This window comes from Rhizobium sp. P1_B8, assembly GCF_056406515.1.
This window is the reverse complement of the sequence record NZ_JBFTZZ010000026.1, coordinates 63768-86291: the sequence shown is the minus strand read 5'-3', so window position 1 is coordinate 86291 and position 22524 is coordinate 63768. Positions and strand designations below refer to the sequence as shown.

Annotated in this window: 21 protein-coding genes; 6 read left to right on the top strand and 15 right to left on the bottom strand. The window is 57.7% G+C overall.

Annotation, left to right across the window (positions count from 1 at the left end; translation table 11 throughout):
• Positions 1–76 precede the first annotated feature (76 nt).
• From AC1D2N_RS26785 to AC1D2N_RS26765, 5 genes are all read right to left on the bottom strand, one after another.
• Positions 77–322, bottom strand: coding sequence for a hypothetical protein (locus AC1D2N_RS26785; protein ID WP_155256924.1), 246 nt, complete (start codon positions 320–322; stop codon positions 77–79).
• Positions 323–1376: 1054 nt separating this feature from the next.
• Complete coding sequence (locus AC1D2N_RS26780) at positions 1377–2027, bottom strand: hypothetical protein (protein ID WP_477982336.1); 651 nt, start codon at positions 2025–2027, stop codon at positions 1377–1379.
• Between the two features lie 190 nt (positions 2028–2217).
• Positions 2218–4419, bottom strand: coding sequence for a M48 family metallopeptidase (locus AC1D2N_RS26775; protein WP_130729192.1), 2202 nt, complete (start codon positions 4417–4419; stop codon positions 2218–2220).
• A gap of 156 nt (positions 4420–4575) precedes the next feature.
• Positions 4576–5505: a citrulline utilization hydrolase CtlX gene (gene ctlX / locus AC1D2N_RS26770; RefSeq protein ID WP_477982333.1), complete on the bottom strand. Its 930-nt coding sequence runs from the start codon at positions 5503–5505 to the stop codon at positions 4576–4578.
• Positions 5506–5515: 10 nt separating this feature from the next.
• Positions 5516–6571 (bottom strand): ornithine cyclodeaminase, encoded by a 1056-nt coding sequence (locus AC1D2N_RS26765; protein WP_028732741.1) that lies wholly within the window; start codon positions 6569–6571, stop codon positions 5516–5518.
• A gap of 139 nt (positions 6572–6710) precedes the next feature.
• On the opposite strand from AC1D2N_RS26765, the gene AC1D2N_RS26760 reads away from it, so the two are divergent.
• A complete protein-coding gene (locus tag AC1D2N_RS26760; protein ID WP_130729190.1) occupies positions 6711–7148 on the top strand; it encodes an Lrp/AsnC family transcriptional regulator in 438 nt (145 codons plus the stop codon).
• Positions 7149–7310: 162 nt separating this feature from the next.
• Here the strand turns inward: AC1D2N_RS26760 and AC1D2N_RS26755 are convergent, their stop codons facing one another.
• The 7 genes from AC1D2N_RS26755 to AC1D2N_RS26725 all read right to left on the bottom strand — a co-directional run bounded on the left by AC1D2N_RS26755 (position 7311) and on the right by AC1D2N_RS26725 (position 15089).
• The gene (locus AC1D2N_RS26755) at positions 7311–7649 is read right to left on the bottom strand and encodes a slr1659 superfamily regulator (protein ID WP_003560625.1); all 339 of its coding nucleotides are present in this window, start codon (positions 7647–7649) and stop codon (positions 7311–7313) included.
• A 7-nt stretch (positions 7650–7656) separates the two neighbouring features.
• A complete protein-coding gene (locus tag AC1D2N_RS26750) occupies positions 7657–8217 on the bottom strand; it encodes a slr1658 superfamily regulator (RefSeq protein WP_018242677.1) in 561 nt (186 codons plus the stop codon).
• Between the two features lie 3 nt (positions 8218–8220).
• Positions 8221–10581: a SpoIIE family protein phosphatase gene (locus AC1D2N_RS26745; RefSeq protein ID WP_130717033.1), complete on the bottom strand. Its 2361-nt coding sequence runs from the start codon at positions 10579–10581 to the stop codon at positions 8221–8223.
• Entirely contained in the window at positions 10578–11750 is a 1173-nt protein-coding gene (locus AC1D2N_RS26740) for a class I SAM-dependent methyltransferase (protein ID WP_130717031.1), read from the bottom strand. Before AC1D2N_RS26740 ends, AC1D2N_RS26745 begins: the two co-directional genes overlap by 4 nt.
• Positions 11747–12256, bottom strand: coding sequence for a hypothetical protein (locus tag AC1D2N_RS26735; protein ID WP_047623318.1), 510 nt, complete (start codon positions 12254–12256; stop codon positions 11747–11749). The genes AC1D2N_RS26740 and AC1D2N_RS26735 overlap by 4 nt, the downstream gene beginning before the upstream one ends.
• 75 nt (positions 12257–12331) lie before the next feature.
• Complete coding sequence (locus AC1D2N_RS26730; RefSeq protein WP_130729189.1) at positions 12332–13987, bottom strand: putative bifunctional diguanylate cyclase/phosphodiesterase; 1656 nt, start codon at positions 13985–13987, stop codon at positions 12332–12334.
• Positions 13988–14210: 223 nt separating this feature from the next.
• A complete protein-coding gene (locus AC1D2N_RS26725) occupies positions 14211–15089 on the bottom strand; it encodes a LysR substrate-binding domain-containing protein (protein WP_130729188.1) in 879 nt (292 codons plus the stop codon).
• Positions 15090–15219: 130 nt separating this feature from the next.
• On the opposite strand from AC1D2N_RS26725, the gene AC1D2N_RS26720 reads away from it, so the two are divergent.
• Complete coding sequence (locus tag AC1D2N_RS26720; protein ID WP_018242671.1) at positions 15220–15606, top strand: ectoine synthase; 387 nt, start codon at positions 15220–15222, stop codon at positions 15604–15606.
• 228 nt (positions 15607–15834) lie between these two features.
• Here AC1D2N_RS26720 and AC1D2N_RS26715 read toward each other — a convergent pair whose 3' ends face one another.
• The gene (locus AC1D2N_RS26715; protein WP_130652678.1) at positions 15835–16317 is read right to left on the bottom strand and encodes a DUF4168 domain-containing protein; all 483 of its coding nucleotides are present in this window, start codon (positions 16315–16317) and stop codon (positions 15835–15837) included.
• A gap of 459 nt (positions 16318–16776) precedes the next feature.
• On the opposite strand from AC1D2N_RS26715, the gene AC1D2N_RS26710 reads away from it, so the two are divergent.
• The 3 genes from AC1D2N_RS26710 to AC1D2N_RS26700 all read left to right on the top strand — a co-directional run bounded on the left by AC1D2N_RS26710 (position 16777) and on the right by AC1D2N_RS26700 (position 18699).
• Positions 16777–17469, top strand: coding sequence for a type 1 glutamine amidotransferase domain-containing protein (locus AC1D2N_RS26710; RefSeq protein ID WP_130729187.1), 693 nt, complete (start codon positions 16777–16779; stop codon positions 17467–17469).
• Positions 17470–17727: 258 nt separating this feature from the next.
• On the top strand, positions 17728–18141 hold the full coding sequence (locus AC1D2N_RS26705; RefSeq protein ID WP_047623313.1) for a GFA family protein: 414 nt from the start codon (positions 17728–17730) through the stop codon (positions 18139–18141).
• A 114-nt stretch (positions 18142–18255) separates the two neighbouring features.
• Complete coding sequence (locus AC1D2N_RS26700; RefSeq protein WP_018242667.1) at positions 18256–18699, top strand: SRPBCC family protein; 444 nt, start codon at positions 18256–18258, stop codon at positions 18697–18699.
• A gap of 50 nt (positions 18700–18749) precedes the next feature.
• Here the strand turns inward: AC1D2N_RS26700 and AC1D2N_RS26695 are convergent, their stop codons facing one another.
• Positions 18750–19673, bottom strand: coding sequence for a hypothetical protein (locus AC1D2N_RS26695; protein ID WP_130729186.1), 924 nt, complete (start codon positions 19671–19673; stop codon positions 18750–18752).
• A 175-nt stretch (positions 19674–19848) separates the two neighbouring features.
• A complete protein-coding gene (locus AC1D2N_RS26690) occupies positions 19849–20022 on the bottom strand; it encodes a hypothetical protein (RefSeq protein WP_018446286.1) in 174 nt (57 codons plus the stop codon).
• 618 nt (positions 20023–20640) lie between these two features.
• On the opposite strand from AC1D2N_RS26690, the gene AC1D2N_RS26685 reads away from it, so the two are divergent.
• Entirely contained in the window at positions 20641–22392 is a 1752-nt protein-coding gene (locus AC1D2N_RS26685; protein WP_477982329.1) for a VCBS domain-containing protein, read from the top strand.
• The last annotated feature ends 132 nt before the right edge of the window (positions 22393–22524 follow it).

Sequence of the window (22524 nt, the reverse complement as noted above, 5' to 3'; positions counted from 1 at the left end):
TTACGAAAGGTCGAGCGGTCGCACCGGGTGGAAATGTGCTGCCACCTGCAAATACGGGGTTCCGCCTCGAGGTTTGCTATATCCCCTGCATTCGCCGAAGTGCCGGCGGCAAAAGATCGTCTCGACGTTTCAGCGCCGACAACAATTCGTTTTCCGAGGATACGCCATTTCGAAACTCCGATTTGAGAAAGGTAAGCGCGGCACGCTTTTCTTCGGAGTCTGCAACAGCGTGGCTGCCCCGAAAGCCGGCACTTCGAAGGACTGTCCTGATAAGGCCGATGTCGGTTGGATCATCAATTTCTGACAAATGAGTGGAAGACACGACGTCCTCCTTGCTGGGGCTAGGGTAATTGCCCTCAAACAGCAGCGCCCGTGACATGACTGCCGTCAGCTTTAAGGTGGTTACGACACCTTCAGTTTGCGATGATGCCCGCGGGCGGTGAACGTGGCATCACGCCGCCCGCCGATGCATCGAGAGCGACCGGGGCGCTATTCGATGAGTTCCGCCGTGGGGATAGGGACCGGCGAGGCAGAGCCATAACCGGTTTCAACTCAGCTGTTCTAGGAACTCGTTTTGATCCGCCTTCGTTCCAAATCAGGCGTGAAGCCTAGAAAACACTGCTCGCAACAGCTGGAATGCTCGAAAGTTCTTTATGCGTTCACGTAAGTATCAGTAAGTCTGCATAAAGAAAAATAGTGAAATTATCGAACCGTTGAAAATAAAATTTATAAAATACCTGAATAATTCATCCTTTTTCAATCCATTGTATTCCGGATTCAATAGTATTATAATTCGTTGCGTCAACAATTCACTTGGCTCTTAACCGAAGGATTGGAATTCAACGCGATCAAGCGCCGAAATATCCGGCCGCGATCCGCTTGAGATGACCAGGCGCACTTTCGAGAAAATTACGACCAGCGAAATCGCAGAACGCGCCGCAAAAACCGTTCGCCTTAAAGCATGGGCGGCTGACCTCCACTGTGGTCATCCCGCGTTAAAGCCGGATGATCCTACATCCAGCAAGGTGAGCTCAAGCTTGGGCCGGAAGTTTGGGAAGGGTCTCATGATTCAGTGGGAGTGTCGCTTTTGGGTCGAGCGCAGCGTCGACGGCATCTGGGCTATGAGCGACAGCAGAACCGGTTTGCCTGCCCGGCCTTCTGATAAATAGGGAATAACGATGATGACTTGGCGTCGTGAAATTGTTCGATGAACTGGGCTGATAGAGGCGCATTCATCTTGGAGCAGTTTCAACAGAGGGTTCTGTGTCTGCAAAAAAAAGAGCATATCCGTACTCAAACAAAACGGAAATGCTCTTTCGTAGTTTAGTGCGGAGCCATACTTATCAGCTCCACACCGCTCGCACCTGAATTCTCGGCTATTCGTCTGATGTCACCGGCGCCGCGTTCTCCAGAGAGGTGCGGATTTGATCGATCTTCCCGTTTGCGTCGCCAACCCCCAAGATGGTTTTGGCTTCGTCCAAAACCGCCGGGCTGACTTCTCCGGTTTTCGTCGCTGAAGCCAATGCGTCCTCCAGCGCCTGATCCCCCAACAGAGGGTCATTGGCTGCGGGCTCGATTCCATTGTCGAGTTCATATTGGGCATAAGCCACGGCATAGGCCGCGATAGCGGTCATGCGTGGATCCGACGTATGCATCAGTGCCTTATAGTTCCGCTTCAAGGAGTTCAGACCCGCAAGCTGCGCCGACAGGTTTTTTTCTTTCGTGCCGATTTTAGTCTCGTCTGCCTTCGCGGACTTCGACTTGCTTGTCGCCTCGGTGGATTTGCCTTTCACGCCTTGAGATTTGGAGTTGCCGTGGTTTGAACTGCCACCCTGGCTGTTGCTGCCATGGTTGCCACTGCCGCCGCCGTGACCGCCACCATTGCCTCCACCATTGCCTCCACCGTTGCCGCCACCGTTTCCACCGTTCTTCGCCAGTGCCGTCATATCGATTCCGACAATTGTTGCCGGGCTCGTCGCAAGAGCCAGCGAGAGCGCGGTCAGGGACGCTAAGGTTGCGATCCGCATTGTTTTCCTCCAAATCAGATCAAGCGCCGCGCAGATACACGGCTTGAGCAGATAGGAGAGGTTAGACGGTGATCGCGCATTGCACATCGGACCGAGGTCCGATGCCGCTCCGGCAATGGTCTTAGACGACCTGAAATGCTTAACGATTCCCTCTTCGCGCGAAGCGGCCATCGGTTGAGCTCATTGCTGCTCAGTATTTTCCGGCTGTCTCGTCTGCGGACGCATCGCGGGACGGGTGCAACATAGCGGCGGCGAGCTCCTGTCGGGCGTAAGCGGCCTGGTGATACCGGCCGACGAGTGCGCTGAAGTCGGCGGCCTTCATCCCTTTAATCCCCAGGGCACCCAGCGTGATGATGCGCTGCCGGCGGTCGATTTTACTATAGATCGCACGCCAATGTTTTTTTGGCACTGGCGCATCCTGATTGAGCCAGAGGCGCAGGGCAAAACGGCTCGATGCGTAGACCGCGTAGCCCGCAACATCCGTCCAGGCAACCGGCTTGTCCAGTCTGGAGGCGAGCAATGCATCCGGGGTCAGCACCATGAGCGGTCGTGCCGCGCTCCGATACAGAAAGGCCGCGTAGAGAAGGGAGGTGACAGCGCCGAAGGCGGTGATCGCGGCGATCAGTGACTGTGCGAATTCATCGTAGCCGAGGCCCAATTGGCCGCTGAGAAAGACGACCGTCAGGCCAAATCCGGCGAAAATCATGGCGACGATCACCATCGTCCAGATCATCGGCTTGACGTTGTCGTAGACGACGGTCTCCTGTGAGGCCCCGGCAACCACCTTTTCAAGCACTTCGCGACGGCGGTCACGCATCATGCGCGCGTCGTCGATGAAATCCTTGCTCAACAGACGGCATAGTCCGGCCCAATCCGAAAACAGATCGTCCGCAAAAGAGCGAGCTCCCGGCTCCGGCTGACGCATCGCTCGTCTCAGGAGGTCATCGCCAATTTCCACACCGAGGGCCGATATCCGCTGGATCGTCGGCGGATGGCTGTCGGTCGGATGCGGTTGCCGATCTCCCAAAAGGGGCATCGGATCGCTCCATCCATTGGTGGTGACCAGTTCCGTTGTCTGCGCGACGAGGTCAGGCCAGGCATCATCGGAACCGGTATCATCCGGTCCGGCATATGCGCGCTGAAGAACATAGGCGACGGCGGGAGCGATAATCCCCGTGCGGATGAGAGCCGAGGCGGCGTCTGCCGGCGTCGCCAGCAGACTGCCGCTACGGTCAGCATCGAATTCTCGCAGCCGGCTCCAGTGTGCGACGGCATGATCGAACCGCTGCATGGCGTGAAAGCCGAGCTTCACCGCCGGATACAGGACGAAGCGACCACCGTCGGCGCGTCCAAGAGCTGCAAGAGCACGCCAGAGGCCTGCATAAATCGGCGTGAATTGCTGGCTATAGGTGGTGTCTTCGCCAGAAAAATGGGCGAGCTCATGGCCGATGATTGCCGCGATTTCGGCCTGGTCGAGAAGATCAAGATAGGCCGCAGGCAGATAGAGCGACCGTCCGGTCACCAGTCTGTCCTCAGGCCAGAGACGCAGCTGGCTCTCCGTTACGAAAAAGCCCTGGCCGAGGCCAACGATGATCGTGTCGGGCAACAAAGCGTGTTGCCGCGCGGCCAGGCTGCGGACGAAACGCCAAAGTTCCGGAGCCTCCGTTTCTTCGATGACGCGTCCCGCCGCGACAAGCGGTTCGGGTGTGAACAGGGCAAAGACATCTTTCAAGCCACGCAGCGCCGTGAAGGCGCTGTAGGCTGCGATGACGGCGAGGACGACGGCGACCGCGAAAAGCTTGGCACTGCCCGTGGTAAAATCTGCCCATAGCCCCATGCTGACTGCTTCGAACAGGGCCGCCGAAATGACGCCGATAGAAAACCCGATCACAACGGTCGCAAGAATGAACGGAAGGAGCGACCGCAGACGTTGAAAGCTCGCGATCAGTTGGCGTTGGGAGACGCGCGCGCGGATCCCGGAAATGCCGGCCGCCATCAGTCCCAGCGCACCGCCGAAAAACGCAAGTACGGCTCCGCCGATCGTTCCCCAAACCAGTGGCCGGCGGATCTGCGAGATTTCCAGCTCCTCGTCGGCTTGAGAAAGGGCTGCCTCGATTTGCGAAACGGCGACCAGGGCGGCAAGGGAGGTGGGCTCGCCCGCTCCCTGGAAGGTTAGAATGGCTGTTGGATCGGATGCCGCGATGTTTTTCACCTGAGCCAGGGTCGTCGAGAGTTCGGCCGAAGAACGGCGCGCATGTTCAAGCGTTTCGGCTGCACGCTGTGTCTGCCAAATCCCCAAAGAGACCAGTGCGATCGGTAGGAGCAGCACCCACGCCGCCAAGCCGAGGCTTGCAATTTTGCGGGTTTCTTGTCGACGGCTGGTTTGGGCCATGCTTGTTCCCCCCAATTTTTTTCTCCCCATTTGCGAGGTCAAAAAAACTTGGCCGCGCGCCCGTTACCGAAAGGATGTCGACTTCATACAAGATGCCTCGCTGAGTTTCACGAGAGTGTTAAACGGCAGTCGCAATATTCCACCGTCAGCACGCAATCATCGCGGCGTCAGATGGATGCCTGCGAGCGTGCAGCGGACCGATCCATCGGCGCGCTCGATCGTCGGGATATCAAGCGCGACCAGTTCGGCGCTCTCTTCGATCGTGTTGCGTTGATCCCGGCTCAGGGATGCAAACGCCGTGGTCGAGAGCGCAAGGATACGCCCCGCATTTCCCTGGAGTTCGAGAGCGTCGCCAGTGAAAGAGGCGATCTGATCGTTGGTGAGTGCGATGACGCCGCGGCCGGAGCGCTCCAGTCTTAGGACGACCTCCCGCCGTCTTGCTGCATCGGTCATCATCTCCAGTCCGATCATGGCGAAGTCGGTGGCGATGCACATCAGGACATTGGTGTGATAAACGGCGACGCCATTTCCATCCCGCGCGTCGAATACCATCGGCTCGAAGTTGAAGTGGGTCGAGAAGCGTTCCAGCGCGATCGGATCGGTGCGGTCGGAGCGGACGGCATAGGCCACCCGATCGATGTGATCGAGAACCATGGCGCCGGTGCCCTCGAGAAACAGTCCGTCCGGCTCGAGGCCGGAATAGTCGATCACCTCCTGCACCCGATACTGGCTCTTCAGCATTTCGATGACGTCGCTGCGCCGCTCGCGCCGGCGATTGACGGCCGTCATCGGATAGATCGCCACATGAYCGCCGGCATGGGTGGAAAACCAGTTGTTGGGAAAGACCGAATCCGGTGTCTCGGTACCGGTGTCGTCGAAAAGATGCRCTGCCACGCCATGGCTTCTGAGCACATCGGCCGCCCGGGTGATTTCGTTATAGGCCGCCAGTGAAAGGTCTTCCGTCGTATCCGGGCTGGACTGGAACAGGTTGTCGATGGCGGTCTCGGTATTCACGGTGAAGTGGTGCGGCCGGACCATGACGACTGCAGAGGGCGCCTGGACGGAATATGTGACGTGTCTTGGCATCGTCGCGCTCCTATGCCTGCCTTGCTCGCTGCAACATGCCGAACAGGTCGCGCGGATCGTCCGGATCGGCGATGATATCGAGGTCCTGGTAAAGCCCGGTCCCCCTGAGCCTGTCACGGACATAACGAAGAGCGGAAAAATCCTCGATCGCGAAACCGACGCTGTCGAATAGGGTGATTTGACTGGCATCGCGGCGACCGGTCGCCTGTCCCGTCACAACCTGCCAGAATTCGGTGACAGGATAGTCGGCATCCATCTGCTGGATCTCGCCCTCGATGCGGGTCTGTGGCGGATATTCGACAAAGGTGTCGGCGCGCAACAGGATGTCGCGGTGCAGCTCGGTCTTGCCCGGGCAGTCGCCGCCGATGGCATTGATGTGGACGCCGGAGCCAACCATGTTGTCGGTCAGGATCGTCGCGTACTGCTTGTCGGCGGTGCAGGTCGTAATGATATCGGCATTTTCGATAGCCGATTGGGACGAGCTGCAGGCGGTCACCGTCAGCCCCGTGCCTGCAAGGTTGCGGACCATCTTTTCCGTCGCCAGCGGATCGATGTCGTAGAGCCTGATGTGATCGATGCCGCAAACGGCTTTCATGGCAAGCGCCTGGAATTCCGCCTGGGCGCCATTGCCGATCATGGCCATCGTGCGGGCACCCTTAGGTGCGAGGTGCCGCGCGGCCATGGCTGAAGTTGCGGCGGTTCTCAGCGCTGTCAGCAGGGTCATTTCGGTGAGCAGTACCGGATAGCCGGTCGAAACTTCTGCCAGAAGGCCGAAAGCCGTCACGGTCTGCAGGCCTTGCGCCATGTTCTTCGGGTGGCCGTTTACATATTTGAAGCTGTAGATTTCGCCGTCCGAAGTCGGCATCAGCTCGATCACACCTTCGCCGGAGTGAGAGGCAACGCGCGGGGTTTTGTCGAACGATCCCCAGCGGCGGAAATCCGCCTCGATGACGTCGGTAAGTTCGGTCAAAACGGTTTCGATGCCGATGTGGTGGACAAGACGCATCATGTTCTCGACGCTGACGAAGGGTACGAGAGCTTTTTCCGATGGAAGGGGCGACGACATGCTGAGTTCCTCCTGCATATGCTCGAGGAGAAAGACTAACTGTCCTGCATGTTGGCCGAAAGTTCAAATCTGTGCTAATTCTGGCAGTAAATTGTGCAATTCGTTCAGTTCATTTGCGCGAATTTAGCAAGGAGGCAATATGACCATCGCGAAATACGCACCCGACGATCTAGATCGCCGGATTATCGCTCACCTCCGCGCCGATGGGCGCGCTTCCTTGAGCAAGCTTTCCGATGCACTCGGTGTCGCACGCGGCACAGTTCAGAACCGGCTGGATCGCCTGATGGAGACGGGTACGCTGCTCGGCTTCACCGTCCGGGTGCGGGAGGACTACGACGTCAACGCCGTGCGTGCCGTGATGATGGTCGAGGTTGTCGGCAAATCGACGACCCAGGTCATACGAAAGCTCCGTGGCCTGACGGAGATTTCAGCGCTGCACACGACCAACGGCAACTGGGACCTTGTCGCCGATATCCGGGCCGCAAGCCTTGCCGGCTTCGACCGGGTTCTACGCGAGGTGCGCATGATCGACGGTGTCGCAAACAGCGAGACCAGTCTCCTCCTCAGCAGCGTCTGAGGGCTGCCAAGCGTGGGTCGACGCGGAGCGCCATCACCACGGGCTGGCGCTGCGGGGGCTGGCGAAGAGCCAAGGATACTGCTCAAATTCGGCAGTTGTTGGCGTTGGCTTCGATTTATGACGGCGCGTCGAGGTGTGAATTGGCTCTCCTTCGAAAGAGAATCACGCCAAGCGCAAATCGAGAAGAGGGTGTAACTTCTTGAGATTCGGGAGGGACTTCGCTTGCCAAGGATATTGGTTGGTGCCTTTGACAACGAGCAGGAGGTCGCCCATCTTTCTGGCTTCAATAGTCAGCTTAGCCAAGAGATTTATGCCAGAGGAATTGAGGAATTCGAGACCCGTCAGGTTGAACGTCACCTGTTTGTGCCCCTCGTGGAGCAGGCCGAATACCAATGAGTAAATCGGCGCATAGGCGTCCGGTCCGGCCAGCCTGAATACGCCATCGAAATACACTTCGTTTTTCTCAGCCCATACGCGGAAGTTTTCGTCGCTGATTTCCATTCTTCGCTCACAGATTGGAGGAGGGTGGCATCGCCACAGCCGCAGTCGTCGTCAGTATGATATGCCGGTCATTATTCCCTTCGAATGCCCATGCCATTTTTGCGTCATAGTCGCTCAAAAGGGTGAGCAACCCCAAGCCCGAACCGCTTGCAGCCGATATGGCATTGGTTTCGATTTGCTCGAGAAGAAGTTCCCCAGGGTCCTTCGATTGAAGGCGATGCAGCAGTAACTGAAACCGAGATGATGTCACGCCATCGATCGTGTTCTTGACCCTTATTAAAAAGGTTCCGTCGAATATGCCGGCTTCAATGAGGATCTCCCCAGGCTGTCGAAACTTAACGGCATTTTCGATCAACTCATTGCTGAGATATCCGATGTCATGATGCGCCTGCACGTAGTCTTTCCTTGACCGTGAATAGGGCAGAGCCATGACTTCCGCTATGAAGTCCGAGGTCATTCCTGAGTGCTTCCATCCAAGCTGAAGCGGTCCATCGCTTAACGTAAGGCGAGTGCATGAATCCAGGCTTATGCCCACCAGAGATTCGATACCATATACCGTTGGCGTCATGTCTCACCTATGTCGCACTGCGAGAAGCGTGATGTCGTCGTAAATCTTCTGCGATCCGATAAAGAGCATTAATGTCGCTACAATTCCGGAAACGACTTTCTCAGCGCTCTGATCCTTCAGGCGAAGTGCTTCGCGGCACAGACGTTCGATGCCAAACAATTCTCCCGCGTCGTTTTCGGCTTCTGTCACGCCGTCCGTATGCAGGAGTATGACGTCCCCCTTCTCGAACGCTATTTCACGGGTTTTAATGAAGGCAGAAATATCGGCTTCCAGCCCGATCGGTATGCCCAGATCCATGGTGTCTATGCGCTCGACCTTGCCGTTCGCCCGCACGATGACAACTTCCTCGTGTTGTCCCGACAGGATCATCTCTTTTCCGTCGTAGTCAAGAAACGCCAGAGTGAGATGCTTATCGATTTTAGTCCTCACTATGTTTTTAAACAGGGCGCTGTTCAGGTCTGTGAGAAATTTGACTGCATCGGTGTTTCCGGCTTCCTGCAGGGCGCGGGCGACGGACTGAACCATCAACATCAATACGCCGCTTTCGAGCCCGTGTCCGGTGACGTCGCCGATGCCGATCTTCAATCGGTTTCCGCTCTTCAAGACGTCATAATAATCGCCGCCGACTTCTTCCGCCGGTCTCATATAGGCTGCGATCTCGAGGGCCTGAAACTCCTCAAGCTCCTGATGCAGCGGAAGAACCATGAGCTGGATTCTCTCGGCGACGGCGAGCTCTGTTCCGAGACGTCGATTTTCTCGCTGGAGCTGTGCGTTCAGTGTCGAAATCTCTTCCTTTGCATCTTCGATTTGAGCGGTTCGCTCTTCGACGAGTTGCTCGAGATTTTCGGTGTGATAGCTGATCTGCTCAGCCATCCGGTTGAATGCTTCCCCAGCCTCGCCGACCTCATCTTTACTTGCTATGGCCACCCTGACCGAATAGTCCTTCGCTTGTATCCGTCTGGCGGCATCTGCAAGTGCACTGATTCCGCCCGTTATTCGTTTCGAAGCCGCAAATACCGCGATCGTTACAATAAGCAGCGACATTAAGATCGCTAGAATTTGGTAGAGCACGATCCGGTTCGTAGCGTCTGAAATCTTGGCCTGGGCCGCATAGAGGGAGGCCTCGATTTCTCGTTCAGGCACAACCACTCCAAGAGACATTGCCTCTTGCCGAACCGGGCCGCTGAGCCAGAGATTGGTCGCGGGGAGCTTCTTCACGATAAAGATGTAGGGGACCTGGTTGCCGTCCTGCTGCAACAGCAAATGTTGGATGCCCTGTTCGCGGTCAAGGGCCAGTTTCGCTATGGCAGGCTGGGAGCTTCCCTTCAGGGAGCGCTCCAATCCGGTCACGCCGGTTCCGCTTGCATCGCTCGCAGAACGCAGACCGAGCGTTTTTTCGCCTGTGCTGTTGATCGCCACAACGTTTCCGTCGGACATTGCGAGGAATCCAAAGCCGGACTGGGCCACTTTCACATTTTCAACAGTCTGCGCGAGCTGGTCGAGTGTTATGTCCGCGCCAGCCGTCCCGGCGACATCCTTCCTGTCGGCTGTCCATAGTGGATGAAAGAAACTGACGATCAGTTTCCCGGTAATGGCATCGGTATATGGAGCTGTCTGCGTTATATCGTCCGCGACCGGCCGCGTTTTCATATCCTTGGCCCAGCCCTGCCAGGACTCATAAAGTCCAGGAAAAAAGAAGTCCCAGAAATTGGCCTCGTTGTGACCGGGATAAAGGCGGTCGAAGGTTTGAGCCTGGTCGGTATAGGGCGCTGTCCTGAAGATTGGTCGTTCTTTCGATCCGATGTAATACATCTGCAGCTTTGAAGCACCGTGCTGCAGCAGGCTCGGTGCAACAAGGTCCAGAACCGCGCTCGTCTGGATATCGGTCTGGACGTCAGGCTTTGGATTGTGGTCTTGTCCGAGCAAGTAACTCCAGACGCTGACAACCGAGACGGAGCCCGGAGCGTTCTGAGACCACTTTCCCGTCTGATCGTAAGCAAGGCTGACGCTGCTGGGCGATGTGCGAGCGATCGCCGCGCCGACGTCGGAATTACGCTCGGGATCGTCGATCTGCGCCTGCAGCACACCTGCCAAGGTGCTGACGTCGTTATGAACCTGCCGCAGGAGCAAACTCACCTGGGCTGCGGTGGAATCAGCATATGTACGAATGTATTCCTGGTTTGCCGCTTCAAGGCCCTGTCCGACTTCGAGGGTTGCGTCGCGCGACAGCCTCTGAACGTTCCAAAGTGCCAGCCCGCCGCTGACCAGCAAGTCAAAGAGGACTGCTCCACCGACGACCAAGATGAATTTTGCCCGAAATGAGCCTAGTCTTGTCGGTCTCTTCAATGATCTCTCGTCCATCATAGCGGCTTTCGGCCGGAAGCTGCCCAGATCGGCCAGCCTGCATAACCCTTGGGGTGAAGAGCAGCAAAGACATGATCTTTGAATCCCTGCCGGAACCTGCGAATGAAATCCAATGAGTCGCCCCTTCGAACGGCCATCTCACCTGCGTAGACATTTTCCCAAGCTTCGATGATGTCTGCGAAGTCTTGGGGATCCCCGTCCAGGTTGGTGACCATAAAGGAATCGACCCTGATACTATCGAACCCCGCGTCGGCGAGGAGATGGCGGCTTTTCGGCCCCATCTCGACATCCATGTCGAAGTACCTGAACAGTTTGGCGACCTCCTCGTAAGTCCATCTTATTGTTTCAGCATGTGGTTCGCCCAGGCAATGCGAATTTTTTTCGTTCGTGATGTAGACACGGCCGCCAGGCTTGCAGATGCGATAGAGCTCCCGCAGCAGCATCTCGGGACGGTTGAAGATCTGCAGCGAATGTCGGCAGGTCACAAAGTCAAATTGATTGTCTCGCAGCAGCATTTGGGAGGCGTCACCATAGGTGTACTCGATTCCCTGCAGATCGAAGTCGGCAGCGACCCTGCGCGCATATTCGAGGCTGCGCACGGAATGATCCAGCGCGACAAGGCGTGCCGGTTTAAATTCCCTCTGAACCAAGGCCGCGAAATCCCCAATTCCGCAACAGATATCCGCGATGACAAGACCGCTGCGCAGGCCGTGGCGAGGCAACAGTTCACGTTCGTGCCTCCATGTCATTTTCGTCTGGGTGCGCAGAATGGGGATGAAAGTCTCGTCCTCGACAAAGCTCTGGCCCGGATAAAATGCCGAATCGTAGACTTCAACCGACAAGTTTGGTTGTGATGCCGCCAGCGTCTCGAACAAAGAGGTCGACCATGCCACCACGCTCGACGTGATGATGACAATCTTCCGTTCTGGCCTGGTCCGACAGCTTGCCGCGAGGACATCGGACAGGGTTACGAAGGCAGTCATGTTAATGTGCGTCAGACGTTTGACATTGAGGTAAACGATCCCGCTGTATTTTTCCAAACTTTGCTGCACCAGCTTGAGGGCATCGGCAATCTCAGTGGCGCTTTCCGGTCGCATCTTGCCAGACAGCAAAAGCTCCTGATTTGTCGGATCAAAATGAACAGTGAAGGGCTGCGGGAGCAGGCTCATCGGAAGTCCTCGGCCGAGGGGAAATCCGCAATGATCTGTATCCCTTGTCCGCCGTCTTTCTCAATCCGGATCGTCGCGCGGAATATTGCTGCCAAATCGCTGAGCAAAACCGTCCCGTCGGACTTCATCACCAAGTATCCAGAGCCGGCGCCGGGGACCGGCTGGCGTTCACTTGATCTTGCATTGGCGTGCTTTCGGCCAAATGCTTCCTCGCCGGGAAACACAATTCTCAGCCGATTGACTGTCGCGCTCCGATAGAGACTGAAACTTATCCTTCCTGGCTCGCTCGTTGAACGGAAAGCAAGTTCAATGAGCTCATTCGTCGCGACGGAAAGAAAATTGGAATATCGAGCGGGATCGCTGTGACCTTGGCCGAGAATGTCTGAGAGGTATTCGGTAATCCTGTCGCAAAACTGCCATCGGGATTTGAACATCGCAACGTTCAGTTCCAGCGATACCATCGGCGCAAATGCATGGTCATCGAAGCTAGCTGCTTCCTGTTCCAATACACCCTCCTTTCGTTTGCCTGGGGCGTCAGGTTGATGCACGCGATAGCTAAAGGCGCGGCGAAAATCGGTTGTTCACTGTGGTAGCGCGGGTCTTACGGATGTTTCCGCCCGGGTGATGAACTCGCCAATCGCCTCGACCGGAAGCGGCCTGCTAATCAAATAGCCTTGAAGTCTATCGCAGCCCACACCGCGCAACCATTCCGCCTGACCTGGCGTCTCAACCCCTTCGGCTGTCACCTGCATGTCGAGGTCATGGGCGAGGTTAACGATGCAGCGGACGATTGCCTGGCCTTTCAGATCGCTTTCGAGGTCGGTGATAAAGTATTTGTCGATTTTGATCGTGTCGAAAGGGAATGTCTTCAGATAGCTCAAGGAAGAATATTCTGTCCCGAAATCATCAAGCGAGATTCGTATCCCTAGCACGTTGAGAGTATTCAGGGTGTCGATATTGTTGACGGTCCGCTCAAGGAGCACGCTTTCGGTTATCTCAAGCTCCAGACGGTCGGGTGGCAACCCGATCAGGTCTAGCGTTTGGGATACCCGATCAGTGAGGCCGCTTGTCAAGAATTCAGCCGCGGACACATTGACCGCGACGATGTAGTTCTGCGGCCACTTCATTGCCTCGCGACATGCCTGCTCCAAAACCCATGCACCTATTTCCGGCATGATTCCATCGGCCTCGGCCATCGGAATAAATGCGGTTGGTGGGATTTTTCCAAGTAGAGGGTGGTTCCATCTGAGCAAGGCTTCGAAGCCGACAATGCTGCCGCCCTCGGCGATGGGTTGGTACTCGATAGAGAATTGTTGTTGGACCAGGGCCATGCGAAGGCTGCGGCGCAGCAGTTCGCGTTGTTCCAGCAACTCAAGCATTGAGGGATCAAACGGTCTTGCGCGACCGCGTCCGTCTTTCTTCGCGGCGTAGAGTGCGACGTCGGACGCCTTCATCAGCTGCTCCGGATTTGTACCGTCCGGTGGAGCAGCAGATATGCCGATGCTGGCACCCACAAATAGCGCGATGCCATCTATCGTGAAGGGCTTTTTGAATGCATCAACCAAAGCTTCTGCTAGCTGGTGTCCTTTGGCGGGATGTCCCGGGCCCCTTGATATGACGGTGAATTCGTCACCCGCCAGTCGATAGGCTCTGTCGTCGCTGGTAAGGCACTCTTGAATGCGGCTTGCGGCAAGCTGAAGGAGCTTGTCGCCGGCTGGATGCCCAAGCGTGTCGTTAACGGGTTTGAAATCGTCAAGATCGAGTTGCATCAGGGACAGAGTCTCGTTCGAGCCTGCTGTCTCCCGTAACAACACAGCGAGGTCCTCGCTGAACTGGCGTCGGTTCGGCAGTCCAGTGAGCGGATCGTGGGTGGCCAGATGCAAAAGGGTCGCCCGCTCATCGTCGATAGATTCCTCGGACCGAACCACGGCAAACAGATCTCCGATCCGATAGATCGTCAGTCCGTGCGACGCTGGCGCGCCAAAATCCCCCGATATTTGCAAAGGCTGGGCACTGTCGCCCAATGAACGGAGGGCGAGTGTGATCGCCGATTTGTCCAATTCTGGAAAATGTTCCCAAAACGACGCTGCTGGTTTGACAGAATCAGGCAGCTCAGTGCCCAGCAAATTCTCGACGGGATTGAAATCGCGGTCAAAGAACAAAAGCCGGTCGATCGAGCTCGAAGCTCTCGCCTCTGTTTGTCCGAGCGCCGAGGGGGCCGCACGAATTTTCTGCATGTCCGAGGCCCTCCTTAGTCTCATGTCATAACCAGATATTGTAGCAAATTAGCTCCCACACAACTTGTGCACGCCAAGATTTACATTAGGCATTTCTGATTAACAATCCCCAACCTCGGCCCAACTCGCTCACGGATGGGCTTATGCCACATCTTTATTTTCGCGACCCATTTGCATCCATCGTCTCGGCGGCGACCCTTCGATAAATTGCGGGCAGGGGATCTCACGCGCCCGATCCGCACTCCGTCATGAACCAGTCGATAAAGCGGCGCACCGGCTTTTTCGCCCAGCTGTTCGATATGACGTAATAGCCTTGGTTTTCTGCCGTCGCGATGTCGGAAAGCACCAGCAGATCGCCGCGTTCGATCTCGCGGCGGAACACCTCGACCGGGCAGAGCGCCACGCCATGGCCGGCGACTACGGCCGTCGCCAGCATGTTGAAATCCTGGAATATCGGACCCCGGAGCGGCTCCGGCGCTTTCTGGCCGGCCTTGCGGAACCATTCCTTCCAGCCGTCGGCGGATTCGTCGTGCAGCAGATCGGCGCCGGCGAGCGAGACGTCGTCGATCGTCCAGTTGCGTTTGGCAAGGTAATGGCCGCTGGCGACGGGCTGGTTGCGGCGGGAGAAGAGCAGTCGGCTTTCCCTGCCGCCGCTCAGATCCTCGCCCATGGTGATCAGCACGTCCAGGCTTTCGTCGTCGAAGCGTTCTTCGGCGCGTGCATAGACGATCCTGACGTCGAGATCGGGGTCGCTCTCCTGGAAGGAGGGCAGGGCCGGGACGAGCCAGCGGGAGGCGATCGAGGGAATGCAGCCGACGGTGATGGCCCGCATGTTGTGATCGCGCCGCATGTTGCCGGTCGCATGCGCGATCGCCGCCAGCGATCCTGACACGGCGCGGTAATATTCGCCGCCGGCTGCGGTCAGCGCGACACCGCGGCCCGATTTCCGCAACAGCTTGCGGCCGAGCCAGGTCTCCAGATGCTTGATCTGATGGCTGATCGCCGCATGGGTAACGTGCAGCTCGTCGCCCGCTTTCGAAAGGCTCATCAGGCGGGCCGTGGCTTCGAAAGCGCGCAGGGCGTTCAACGGCGGCAATTGCATTTGTAAAATTTCCTCACAGATGACGCAAGAATCATCATTTGAAAATGCCAGCCATTTCAATAGCTAATTGTCGTGAGCGATAAAAAAGAATCATCGCTGCATCTTCAATAATTTATCAGGAGAATCGGCGATGTTCGTCAGAAATCTGAAGGAGGTGGAGCTCACCGAGCGTTTCGTCGACTGGGGCAACGGCACGAGCCACCGCTTGCTGACCAAAGACGACGGCATGGGCTTTACGGTGTGCCATACCGTCGTTCGCGCCAATAGCGAAGCCCTGCTTCAGTACCGCAATCATCTGGAGGCCTGCTATTGCATCAAGGGCGAGGGCGAAGTGGAGGATATGGACGGCAACGTCTTTCCGATCCGCGCCGGTGATATCTATGTGCTGGACAAGCATGACCGCCATTATCTGCGCGGCGGCAAGGATCAGGATCTCATTCTGGTCAGCATCTTCAACCCGCCGCTGACGGGCACCGAACGGCACGACCTGAACAACAAGAGCGGCTCGCAATACTGAACGAAAGCATGATGCCGAAAAGTGTGAGCGGTTTTCGGACGAAATCATGCTCTCACTACATGATGTAGAACAGGATTCAGATTTTAGGCCGACCCGGCCTAATATCGTCCTGTTCTAGCCGATCATTTCGTCGACTCTTAGGTGGAAAGCAGAGCCCGTCAAATGGCGGGCACTGCTTCCGGCGTGAACGGCAAGACGTCCGTGGCGGCTTACAGCGCCGCGCGCAGCCTATTGCTGCTGCTGCTGCTGCTGTTGGCCCGGCGGTGGCGTGCCGATTTTTTCCAGAACTTTCTTGGCCAGAGCCGGGTCGCTCTGCGCGGCCGTCAGGATCGACGAGTATTCCTCGACGGAGATGTCGGGAGAAGCCTTGACGGTGTCGACCATCTGCTTCTTGGCCTCCTCCTGCAATTGTTGCTTGGCAGTCTCGTCCTTCGTCGCGCCGATCTTGGCCGAATATTCCTGCCTCACCTTGTCGACCTGCAGATAGGCAACGGCGAAGGCCTCGATTTTCTGATCGCTGACGGCTGCTGTCGCACCGGTGCCGCCCTGCTGTCCCTGCATCGGCGTCTGGCCTTGAGCCGGCGGCTGCGCCTGTGCCGGCTGCTGTTGCGCCTGGGCCATGTCGACAGCGGATGCCGGGCTGAAAGCAAGCAGACTGAAGACCACAGTGCTCAATGTTGCGACAGATGTGTAACGATTGATCATATTCATTCCTCTTCAAGTGCATGATTTGATCGGCAGCAAGACCGCCTCGGTCGATCGCTCAGCCGCTCAAAGGCCGGCGAGGTCGCGACGATGGAACCTTTAAGAGGGCACTGTGCGGCGGTAACGGGGCGATTTGCTGACGATTGAGCGGCGGCTTTGTGACCGCCGGCATGTCGACTGGTGCGGGAAATTCCAGCGCGAGCCGGTCAGCCCGGGGTCTCACGCTGCTCTTTCCAGCGCGGGTCTTGGTCGGCTCAGCCCAGACAAACGGATGTCACGCGCGACCTCCGTTTGCCTGGTTATGCTTCGGCTAAAGCAATTCTAGCAAACGCTGCGCGGGAGAGCTTGTTTCGCAGCGCAGCCGCTCTATGTCCTCTCCCGTTTCAGCATGAGATGCAGGCAGTATTCACCGTAAAACCGGGCGCCGACGGTGTTGTCCGCCGGCTGGCTTGAAGGAGCTGAGCAATGAAAATTCTCATGGTTCTCACATCGCATGATCAGTTGGGAAACACCGGCAAGAAGACGGGATTCTGGCTCGAGGAGCTTGCTGCTCCTTATTTCGTTTTCCGCGACGCCGGGGTCGACATCACACTCGCTTCGCCGAAGGGCGGCCAGCCTCCGCTCGATCCGAAGAGCAATGAGCCGGCGTTCCAGACGGAAGACACGAGACGGTTTGAACGAGACGCGGCGGCAATGGCTGCGCTCGCAAACACCATCAAGCTTTCTGAAATCGACCAGGCGGACTATGACAGCGTGTTCTTCCCCGGCGGGCACGGTCCGCTTTGGGATCTGACGAACGATCGCAATGCGCTGTCGCTTATCGAGGACATGCTTTCGGCGGGAAAGCCTGTGGCGCTCGTCTGCCATGCACCCGGTATCCTGACGAATGTGAAGGCGCCGGATGGAAAGCCAATCGCCAAGGGCCGGGCCGTCACGGGGTTCACCGATTCAGAAGAAGAGGCCATGCACCTGGTCGAGGTCGTTCCCTACCTGCTCGAGGACGTCCTGAAAGAGCAGGGCGCAAAGTTTTCGAAGACGGCGGATTGGGGCGTGCATGTCGTCCAGGACGGCCTGCTGATCACCGGCCAAAACCCGGCTTCGTCAAAACAGGGCGCCCGGACGCTGCTTGATGCCTTGGGAAAAAAGGCCGCGGCTTAAGCACTTCAGCCCCTGGGCATGATTGCCGCCCGGGGGCGAGATCTCCTCATTCGGCTTGTGCCGACGCCGGCCGCAGGTGGGTTTCGACGACCTCTGCGACACCAGCGCATCGGCCCGAAAATCGGAATTGATTGTCGGGCCGATGCGCGGATTGAAAGAGTTAGAGCGTCCTTTGTGCGTCAGAAAGGACGCGCGGCGCGCTGAGGCGGTGGAGTGCCAATCGCACGACGTTCGAACACGGGATGGGAGGCATCTGACATGACCAGGAAATATACCGGGCAATGCGCCTGCGGCGCAGTAAGATTTGCCTTCGACACGGACCCGAACTTTGTCGCCAATTGCCATTGCCTAGACTGCAAGAGGGCAACGGGCGGCGAAGCCGCCACGTTCTTCGCGGTGCCGCAGGAAGATTTCACCGTGATCAGCGGTAGCCCGAAGGCGTTTCATTACATCGCCGATTCAGGCAAGGGGCTCGACCGCAACTTTTGCCCCGATTGCGGCGCCAGATTGTTCAGCAGCAACCTCGAGAGCTTCCCCGGCCTCGTCTTCGTGACGCTTGGCAGCCTCGACCGGCCCGAGCTGATCAAGCCGGGGGTCGAAATGTTCACCCGGCGCCGGCTCGCCTGGGCAAGGCCGCTCGATCTTCCGCAGTTCGATGGCATGCCTGGTTGAGCTGCGACGCCGGATCGAATTCTTCTTGAAGAAAAATTCGATCCAGTGTCGGATCGGCCAAGCCACGCCCGTCCTAGGTTCGTCCATTCCGTAAATCCAAAAAGGATCACGACCATGCCGAGTACCATACGCCTGCACCGCGTTCTGGCGACCACCCCGGAGAAAGTCTATCGCGCATTCCTGGAGGCGGACGCGCTTGCCAAGTGGCTTCCGCCGAACGGCTTCCTCTGCACCGTGCACCATTCGGAGCCGGTTGTCGGCGGCACGTTCAGAATGTCCTTCCGCAACTTCACGACGGGCAACAGCCACGCCTTCGGCGGCGAATATCTCGAGCTCGTCCCGGGCGAACGCCTGCGCTACACCGACAGGTTCGACGATCCCAACCTGCCTGGCGAAATGGAAGTCACCGTGACGCTGAAGAAGGTTTCGGTCGGCACCGAGGTGGATATCGTGCAGGCCGGCGTGCCCGACGTCATTCCGCCCGAGGCTTGTTATCTCGGCTGGCAGGAGTCGCTGCGAAACCTTGCCAGGGTTGTCGAGCCCGACATCCAGGAATAGCGCAAGATCGCGCCGGTCGGACGACAACCGTCCGGCATCGGCGACATCAATCAATCCCCATGTTTGGCCAGGGCGTTGCGGGCGGCCGCAGCGCCCCAGTTGTCGGAAAGGTCCTGCCCCTCGATTTCGGCTTCCTTGATCGGCGTTGCCAGGATCAGCGGCGCGGAGCCGAAAGGCAGGCCGTCGATCCGGCCTGCGTCACGGCTGAGCACGATCCGGGTCATCGGGCGGTAATCCTCGGTCAGCCGGCAGAACAGGATGGCGCCGTGCTTCTCGACATCGCGGGCGACACGATAACCGTCTGCCACGAGGTCGCCGATGTTGATCAACAGGTTCGCCCAGTTTTCGATCCCGGCCGCATCCAGTGTCGCGGCGTCGAATTCCATGAAAACCTCGCACTCGACGCCGTTCTCAGGCTCGGATATGCCGGCCCAGGGTGTCGACAGCCCGTCGGTGGCAAGTGTCAGCCTTCCCGGCGCATGGATGGCGAGGATCCGGCGGTGCGGGCCGAACCATTTCGTCTGGGCGTGAATGTTGGCCGTTCCGCGCTCTGCGGCAAAATCCTCCTGGACTGTACCGCGGCTCTGCCAGAAGACGCGCCGCGTAGCGGCAGCGGTTTCGTAGATCGGGTCGTCGGGGCCGCGCGGCACGATCGTTCGGTCATAACTCGTTTCGAGCGTGATCTCTCCCCGCATGAAGGGGAACTTCGGCTTCCTCCAGCGGATTATCACCTTGTTGAAGCGGGGCATCCCTGATGCACCGAGCTTTTCAACGACATCAGAGATGATATCGAGCGGATGCCTGGAGGCCTCAGGGACATAGTTTCCCTCGGCATCGCGGTAGCCGCCCGTCCGGGAGGAATGCCCTGCCTGCATCGTGGTGGCTGTCCATTCGCCGCTGACCGCGCCCGCCGGCGCCTTGTCGAGAGCCGGTGCAAGTTCCCGGATCGCATCGTCAATCGAATAGAATGCCACGTCGCCCTCCGCCTTCGCCCAAAGATCGTATCCCCCGCGGCCGCTCGGCCGCGAGCAGAAGCTAGCGCGGAGGCGTCGCCGATCAATAGCGAGGTGGACGTCGCGAGCAGGGGAGGCGCCCAGATCCCTGGGCGCAGGAGAATTCTTCACTTAGGTGCGGTGAGGCCCGCGGCGCTTATTTGCTTCCGTTGTTCGGGCGCGCCTTGGCGCTGTCGTTGTTGGTCGACGAGGCGGTTTTTCCGTCTGGTTGCTGCCCGAAATATGTCCCGCCGAGATGGCCGCCGGCGCTGGTGTTCCTCACCTGCCGTTCGGCGCGTTTCTGGAGTTCACGAACGTTGGTCTTGCTCATTTTCGGCTCCATGTTTGAGGTGGACATCTGGTCAACCGATGGCGGACGACACGGTTCCATATTTTTGCGGAGGGCGGTGTCCTTTACGTCGGCGGCGGGCTTGGGGGAACGTTTGCTCACCCGTCGTCGGTGTCCCGCTTCGCTGCCGCTCACCCGATGGAAATATTCGCACGTCGGACATTTGGAGCTCCTTCTTTTGGCTTCGTTGTAGAAAGACGATCCGGGACAACATCCCGATGAAATGATCGGCGTGGAGCAGCCGGTGCCGACCTAAGCGAGGAAAAGCGGAAAGGCTCTAAAGTTTGGGCCTGCGCTTCGCAAGCGCCTTGCGCGCCGCCATCCCACTCCACTGCTCGTCAGGATCGAGGTCTGCGACTTCGGCGTCTCTCGCAGCGAATTCCTGGACAAATTTACCATCGCAAGAAAATCGTCTTTCATTCCACAGTATATGTGTTAACACTTTATTAGGGATGGGGAGTATTCCGGTTCTGATTTAAGAAATATTGGCATTGTTGCCGATAATATCGGCACGACCGCATGTTCAAGGCGTGTCATGCTGATTTGCTAATCTTGAATCAATGCCGGGTTACTTGTTTTGTATTATGGGGGGTTATTTTGATGGGTACGCAAAGCACCGGCGGCGGCAGCACGACTTCTTTCTCCAATACGCCGCAGGCGAAGGATGACTCTTACATCTGGACAGAAGACCAACTGCTCAGTCTCCAGCTCTACAATGCGGCCACCAAAACCATAACCCTCGACGTCATGTCGAATGATCTTGGCGGGAATGCCAAATCCCTCTTTTCGGTCGACGACGGTGATGGCAATCCAATTACCGCCGACTACGAGCTTCTTGCGAAAGACGTCGGAGCGAATGGGGCATCTGCCTGGGAGAAGACCCTGCTCGGCAATTGGGTCAGGATCAATAATGGAAAGATCGAATACCGTCTTAGTGATGGAAGCGGCATCGCGGGCTCGGGCGCGGATATCAACACGCTGTCTGCCGGTGAAATCCTCAAAGATAGTTTCGTCTACGCGATACGGCTCGGCAATGGCACGCTGAGCGAGGCAAATGTCTCGATCTCGCTCACCGGCGCCAACGATGCGGCTTCGATCGTCGTCGATGCGACGGTCACCGACGATCGGGCGACGGTCGAGGCGGGTGCGGCCGGCAGCGGCGATCCGAATGCCTCCGGCAAGCTGACGGTCAGCGATGTCGACGACGGCGAGGCGGCGTTTGCCGCCCCGGCCTCCCTCAACGGCATCTATGGCAGCTTCACCTTCAATGCCGCCAGCGGCAGCTGGACCTATACGCTCGACAATAACCGGGCCGCGACGCAGGCGCTCAACCAGGGCGACGCCGTCAGCGACACGCTGAGCGTCAGCTCGCTCGACGGCACGGCCAGCCACAACATCGTCGTCGCCATCACCGGCGCAGATGATGGTCCAGCTAGGCAGGCGCCGACCGACATTAAGCTGACACCTGTCGTTCCGGCGGATAGCGTTAACTTCAATAGTTTTGAGTTCAGTGGGCTGCTGACGGCGACTGATCCCGACGCAGGTGGATTCAGCTTCAGCATTGCCTCGCAGTCGAATCCGGGCTTGTTTTCGATTACCGGCAATACGCTTCATTCGGATGCGCTATCGACGAACGGTACATTTTCAGTGACGGTAACGGCAACGCAGACCGGTGATCCTATAGGCCCGGCCTTCGAAAAGACCGAGACGTTCACGATTATCACCGGTGGCAATGGCAACTCGGTGGACAATCCGACCGGTGGAACGGGCGACGATATGCTCTACGGCGGTGGCGGTAACGATATGATGTTCGGGCTCGGAGGTGACGACACTCTTTTCGGCCAAGACGGCAACGACACCCTAAACGGTGGTGCTGGCAACAACACCCTGACCGGAGGCGTGGGAAATGATACCTTCTTTTTCCAAAAGTTTGCCACCACCACGAACCATATGACTGACTTCAACGCTGGGACGAATAGCACAACCGTGGACAGGTTCCAGTTGGACGTCGGAGGCGGCACGTTCGAGTTCGCCGTCGGCAACAACAATACAAGCGTGGACAATGTGAAGGTGGGAAACAACGGCACGATCAATGTTGCCGGAACGGAGGTTGCCGTCAAAACGGACGTGAGCGTCACGAACGCAACCGTCCAGAGCACCATCAATGGTTACAGCAACATAACCACAGGGGCATTGTTCGTGTTCCACAACACGGATCTCGGCCATGCGGCGGTCTACTACGATCAGAACCCAAGTTCAGCCGGCGGCGCGGTGCTGGTTGCTGAATTCGACAACATCACCACCCTCAGCGGGCTTACAAATTTCAACTCGGGCGACTTCTTGTTTAGCTGAGGCGGTCTGTGATCGCGACCAGCATTCACCGCAGACGCAGCCCAATGGAGACCTCGCCTGCGGCGTACGTACTCGGGCCTGACGGGGAGGTCCCGGACGTTTGTGCGCCCMGCGCGCKGGGCGCGACGGATT

What these genes read in the sequence shown, in the direction of transcription:
- AC1D2N_RS26780 (WP_477982336.1), bottom strand. Translation starts at nt 2,027, where the DNA reads ATGCGGATCGCAACCTTAGCGTCCCTGACCGCGCTCTCGCTGGCTCTT.
- AC1D2N_RS26725 (WP_130729188.1), bottom strand. Translation starts at nt 15,089, where the DNA reads ATGCAATTGCCGCCGTTGAACGCCCTGCGCGCTTTCGAAGCCACGGCC.
- AC1D2N_RS26740 (WP_130717031.1), bottom strand. Translation starts at nt 11,750, where the DNA reads ATGAGCCTGCTCCCGCAGCCCTTCACTGTTCATTTTGATCCGACAAAT.
- AC1D2N_RS26705 (WP_047623313.1), top strand. Translation starts at nt 17,728, where the DNA reads ATGACCAGGAAATATACCGGGCAATGCGCCTGCGGCGCAGTAAGATTT.
- AC1D2N_RS26755 (WP_003560625.1), bottom strand. Translation starts at nt 7,649, where the DNA reads ATGGAAATCAGCGACGAAAACTTCCGCGTATGGGCTGAGAAAAACGAA.
- AC1D2N_RS26690 (WP_018446286.1), bottom strand. Translation starts at nt 20,022, where the DNA reads ATGAGCAAGACCAACGTTCGTGAACTCCAGAAACGCGCCGAACGGCAG.
- AC1D2N_RS26710 (WP_130729187.1), top strand. Translation starts at nt 16,777, where the DNA reads ATGAAAATTCTCATGGTTCTCACATCGCATGATCAGTTGGGAAACACC.
- AC1D2N_RS26700 (WP_018242667.1), top strand. Translation starts at nt 18,256, where the DNA reads ATGCCGAGTACCATACGCCTGCACCGCGTTCTGGCGACCACCCCGGAG.
- AC1D2N_RS26715 (WP_130652678.1), bottom strand. Translation starts at nt 16,317, where the DNA reads ATGAATATGATCAATCGTTACACATCTGTCGCAACATTGAGCACTGTG.
- AC1D2N_RS26775 (WP_130729192.1), bottom strand. Translation starts at nt 4,419, where the DNA reads ATGGCCCAAACCAGCCGTCGACAAGAAACCCGCAAAATTGCAAGCCTC.
- AC1D2N_RS26760 (WP_130729190.1), top strand. Translation starts at nt 6,711, where the DNA reads ATGACCATCGCGAAATACGCACCCGACGATCTAGATCGCCGGATTATC.
- AC1D2N_RS26745 (WP_130717033.1), bottom strand. Translation starts at nt 10,581, where the DNA reads ATGATGGACGAGAGATCATTGAAGAGACCGACAAGACTAGGCTCATTT.
- AC1D2N_RS26730 (WP_130729189.1), bottom strand. Translation starts at nt 13,987, where the DNA reads ATGCAGAAAATTCGTGCGGCCCCCTCGGCGCTCGGACAAACAGAGGCG.
- AC1D2N_RS26685 (WP_477982329.1), top strand. Translation starts at nt 20,641, where the DNA reads ATGGGTACGCAAAGCACCGGCGGCGGCAGCACGACTTCTTTCTCCAAT.
- AC1D2N_RS26750 (WP_018242677.1), bottom strand. Translation starts at nt 8,217, where the DNA reads ATGACGCCAACGGTATATGGTATCGAATCTCTGGTGGGCATAAGCCTG.
- AC1D2N_RS26720 (WP_018242671.1), top strand. Translation starts at nt 15,220, where the DNA reads ATGTTCGTCAGAAATCTGAAGGAGGTGGAGCTCACCGAGCGTTTCGTC.
- AC1D2N_RS26765 (WP_028732741.1), bottom strand. Translation starts at nt 6,571, where the DNA reads ATGTCGTCGCCCCTTCCATCGGAAAAAGCTCTCGTACCCTTCGTCAGC.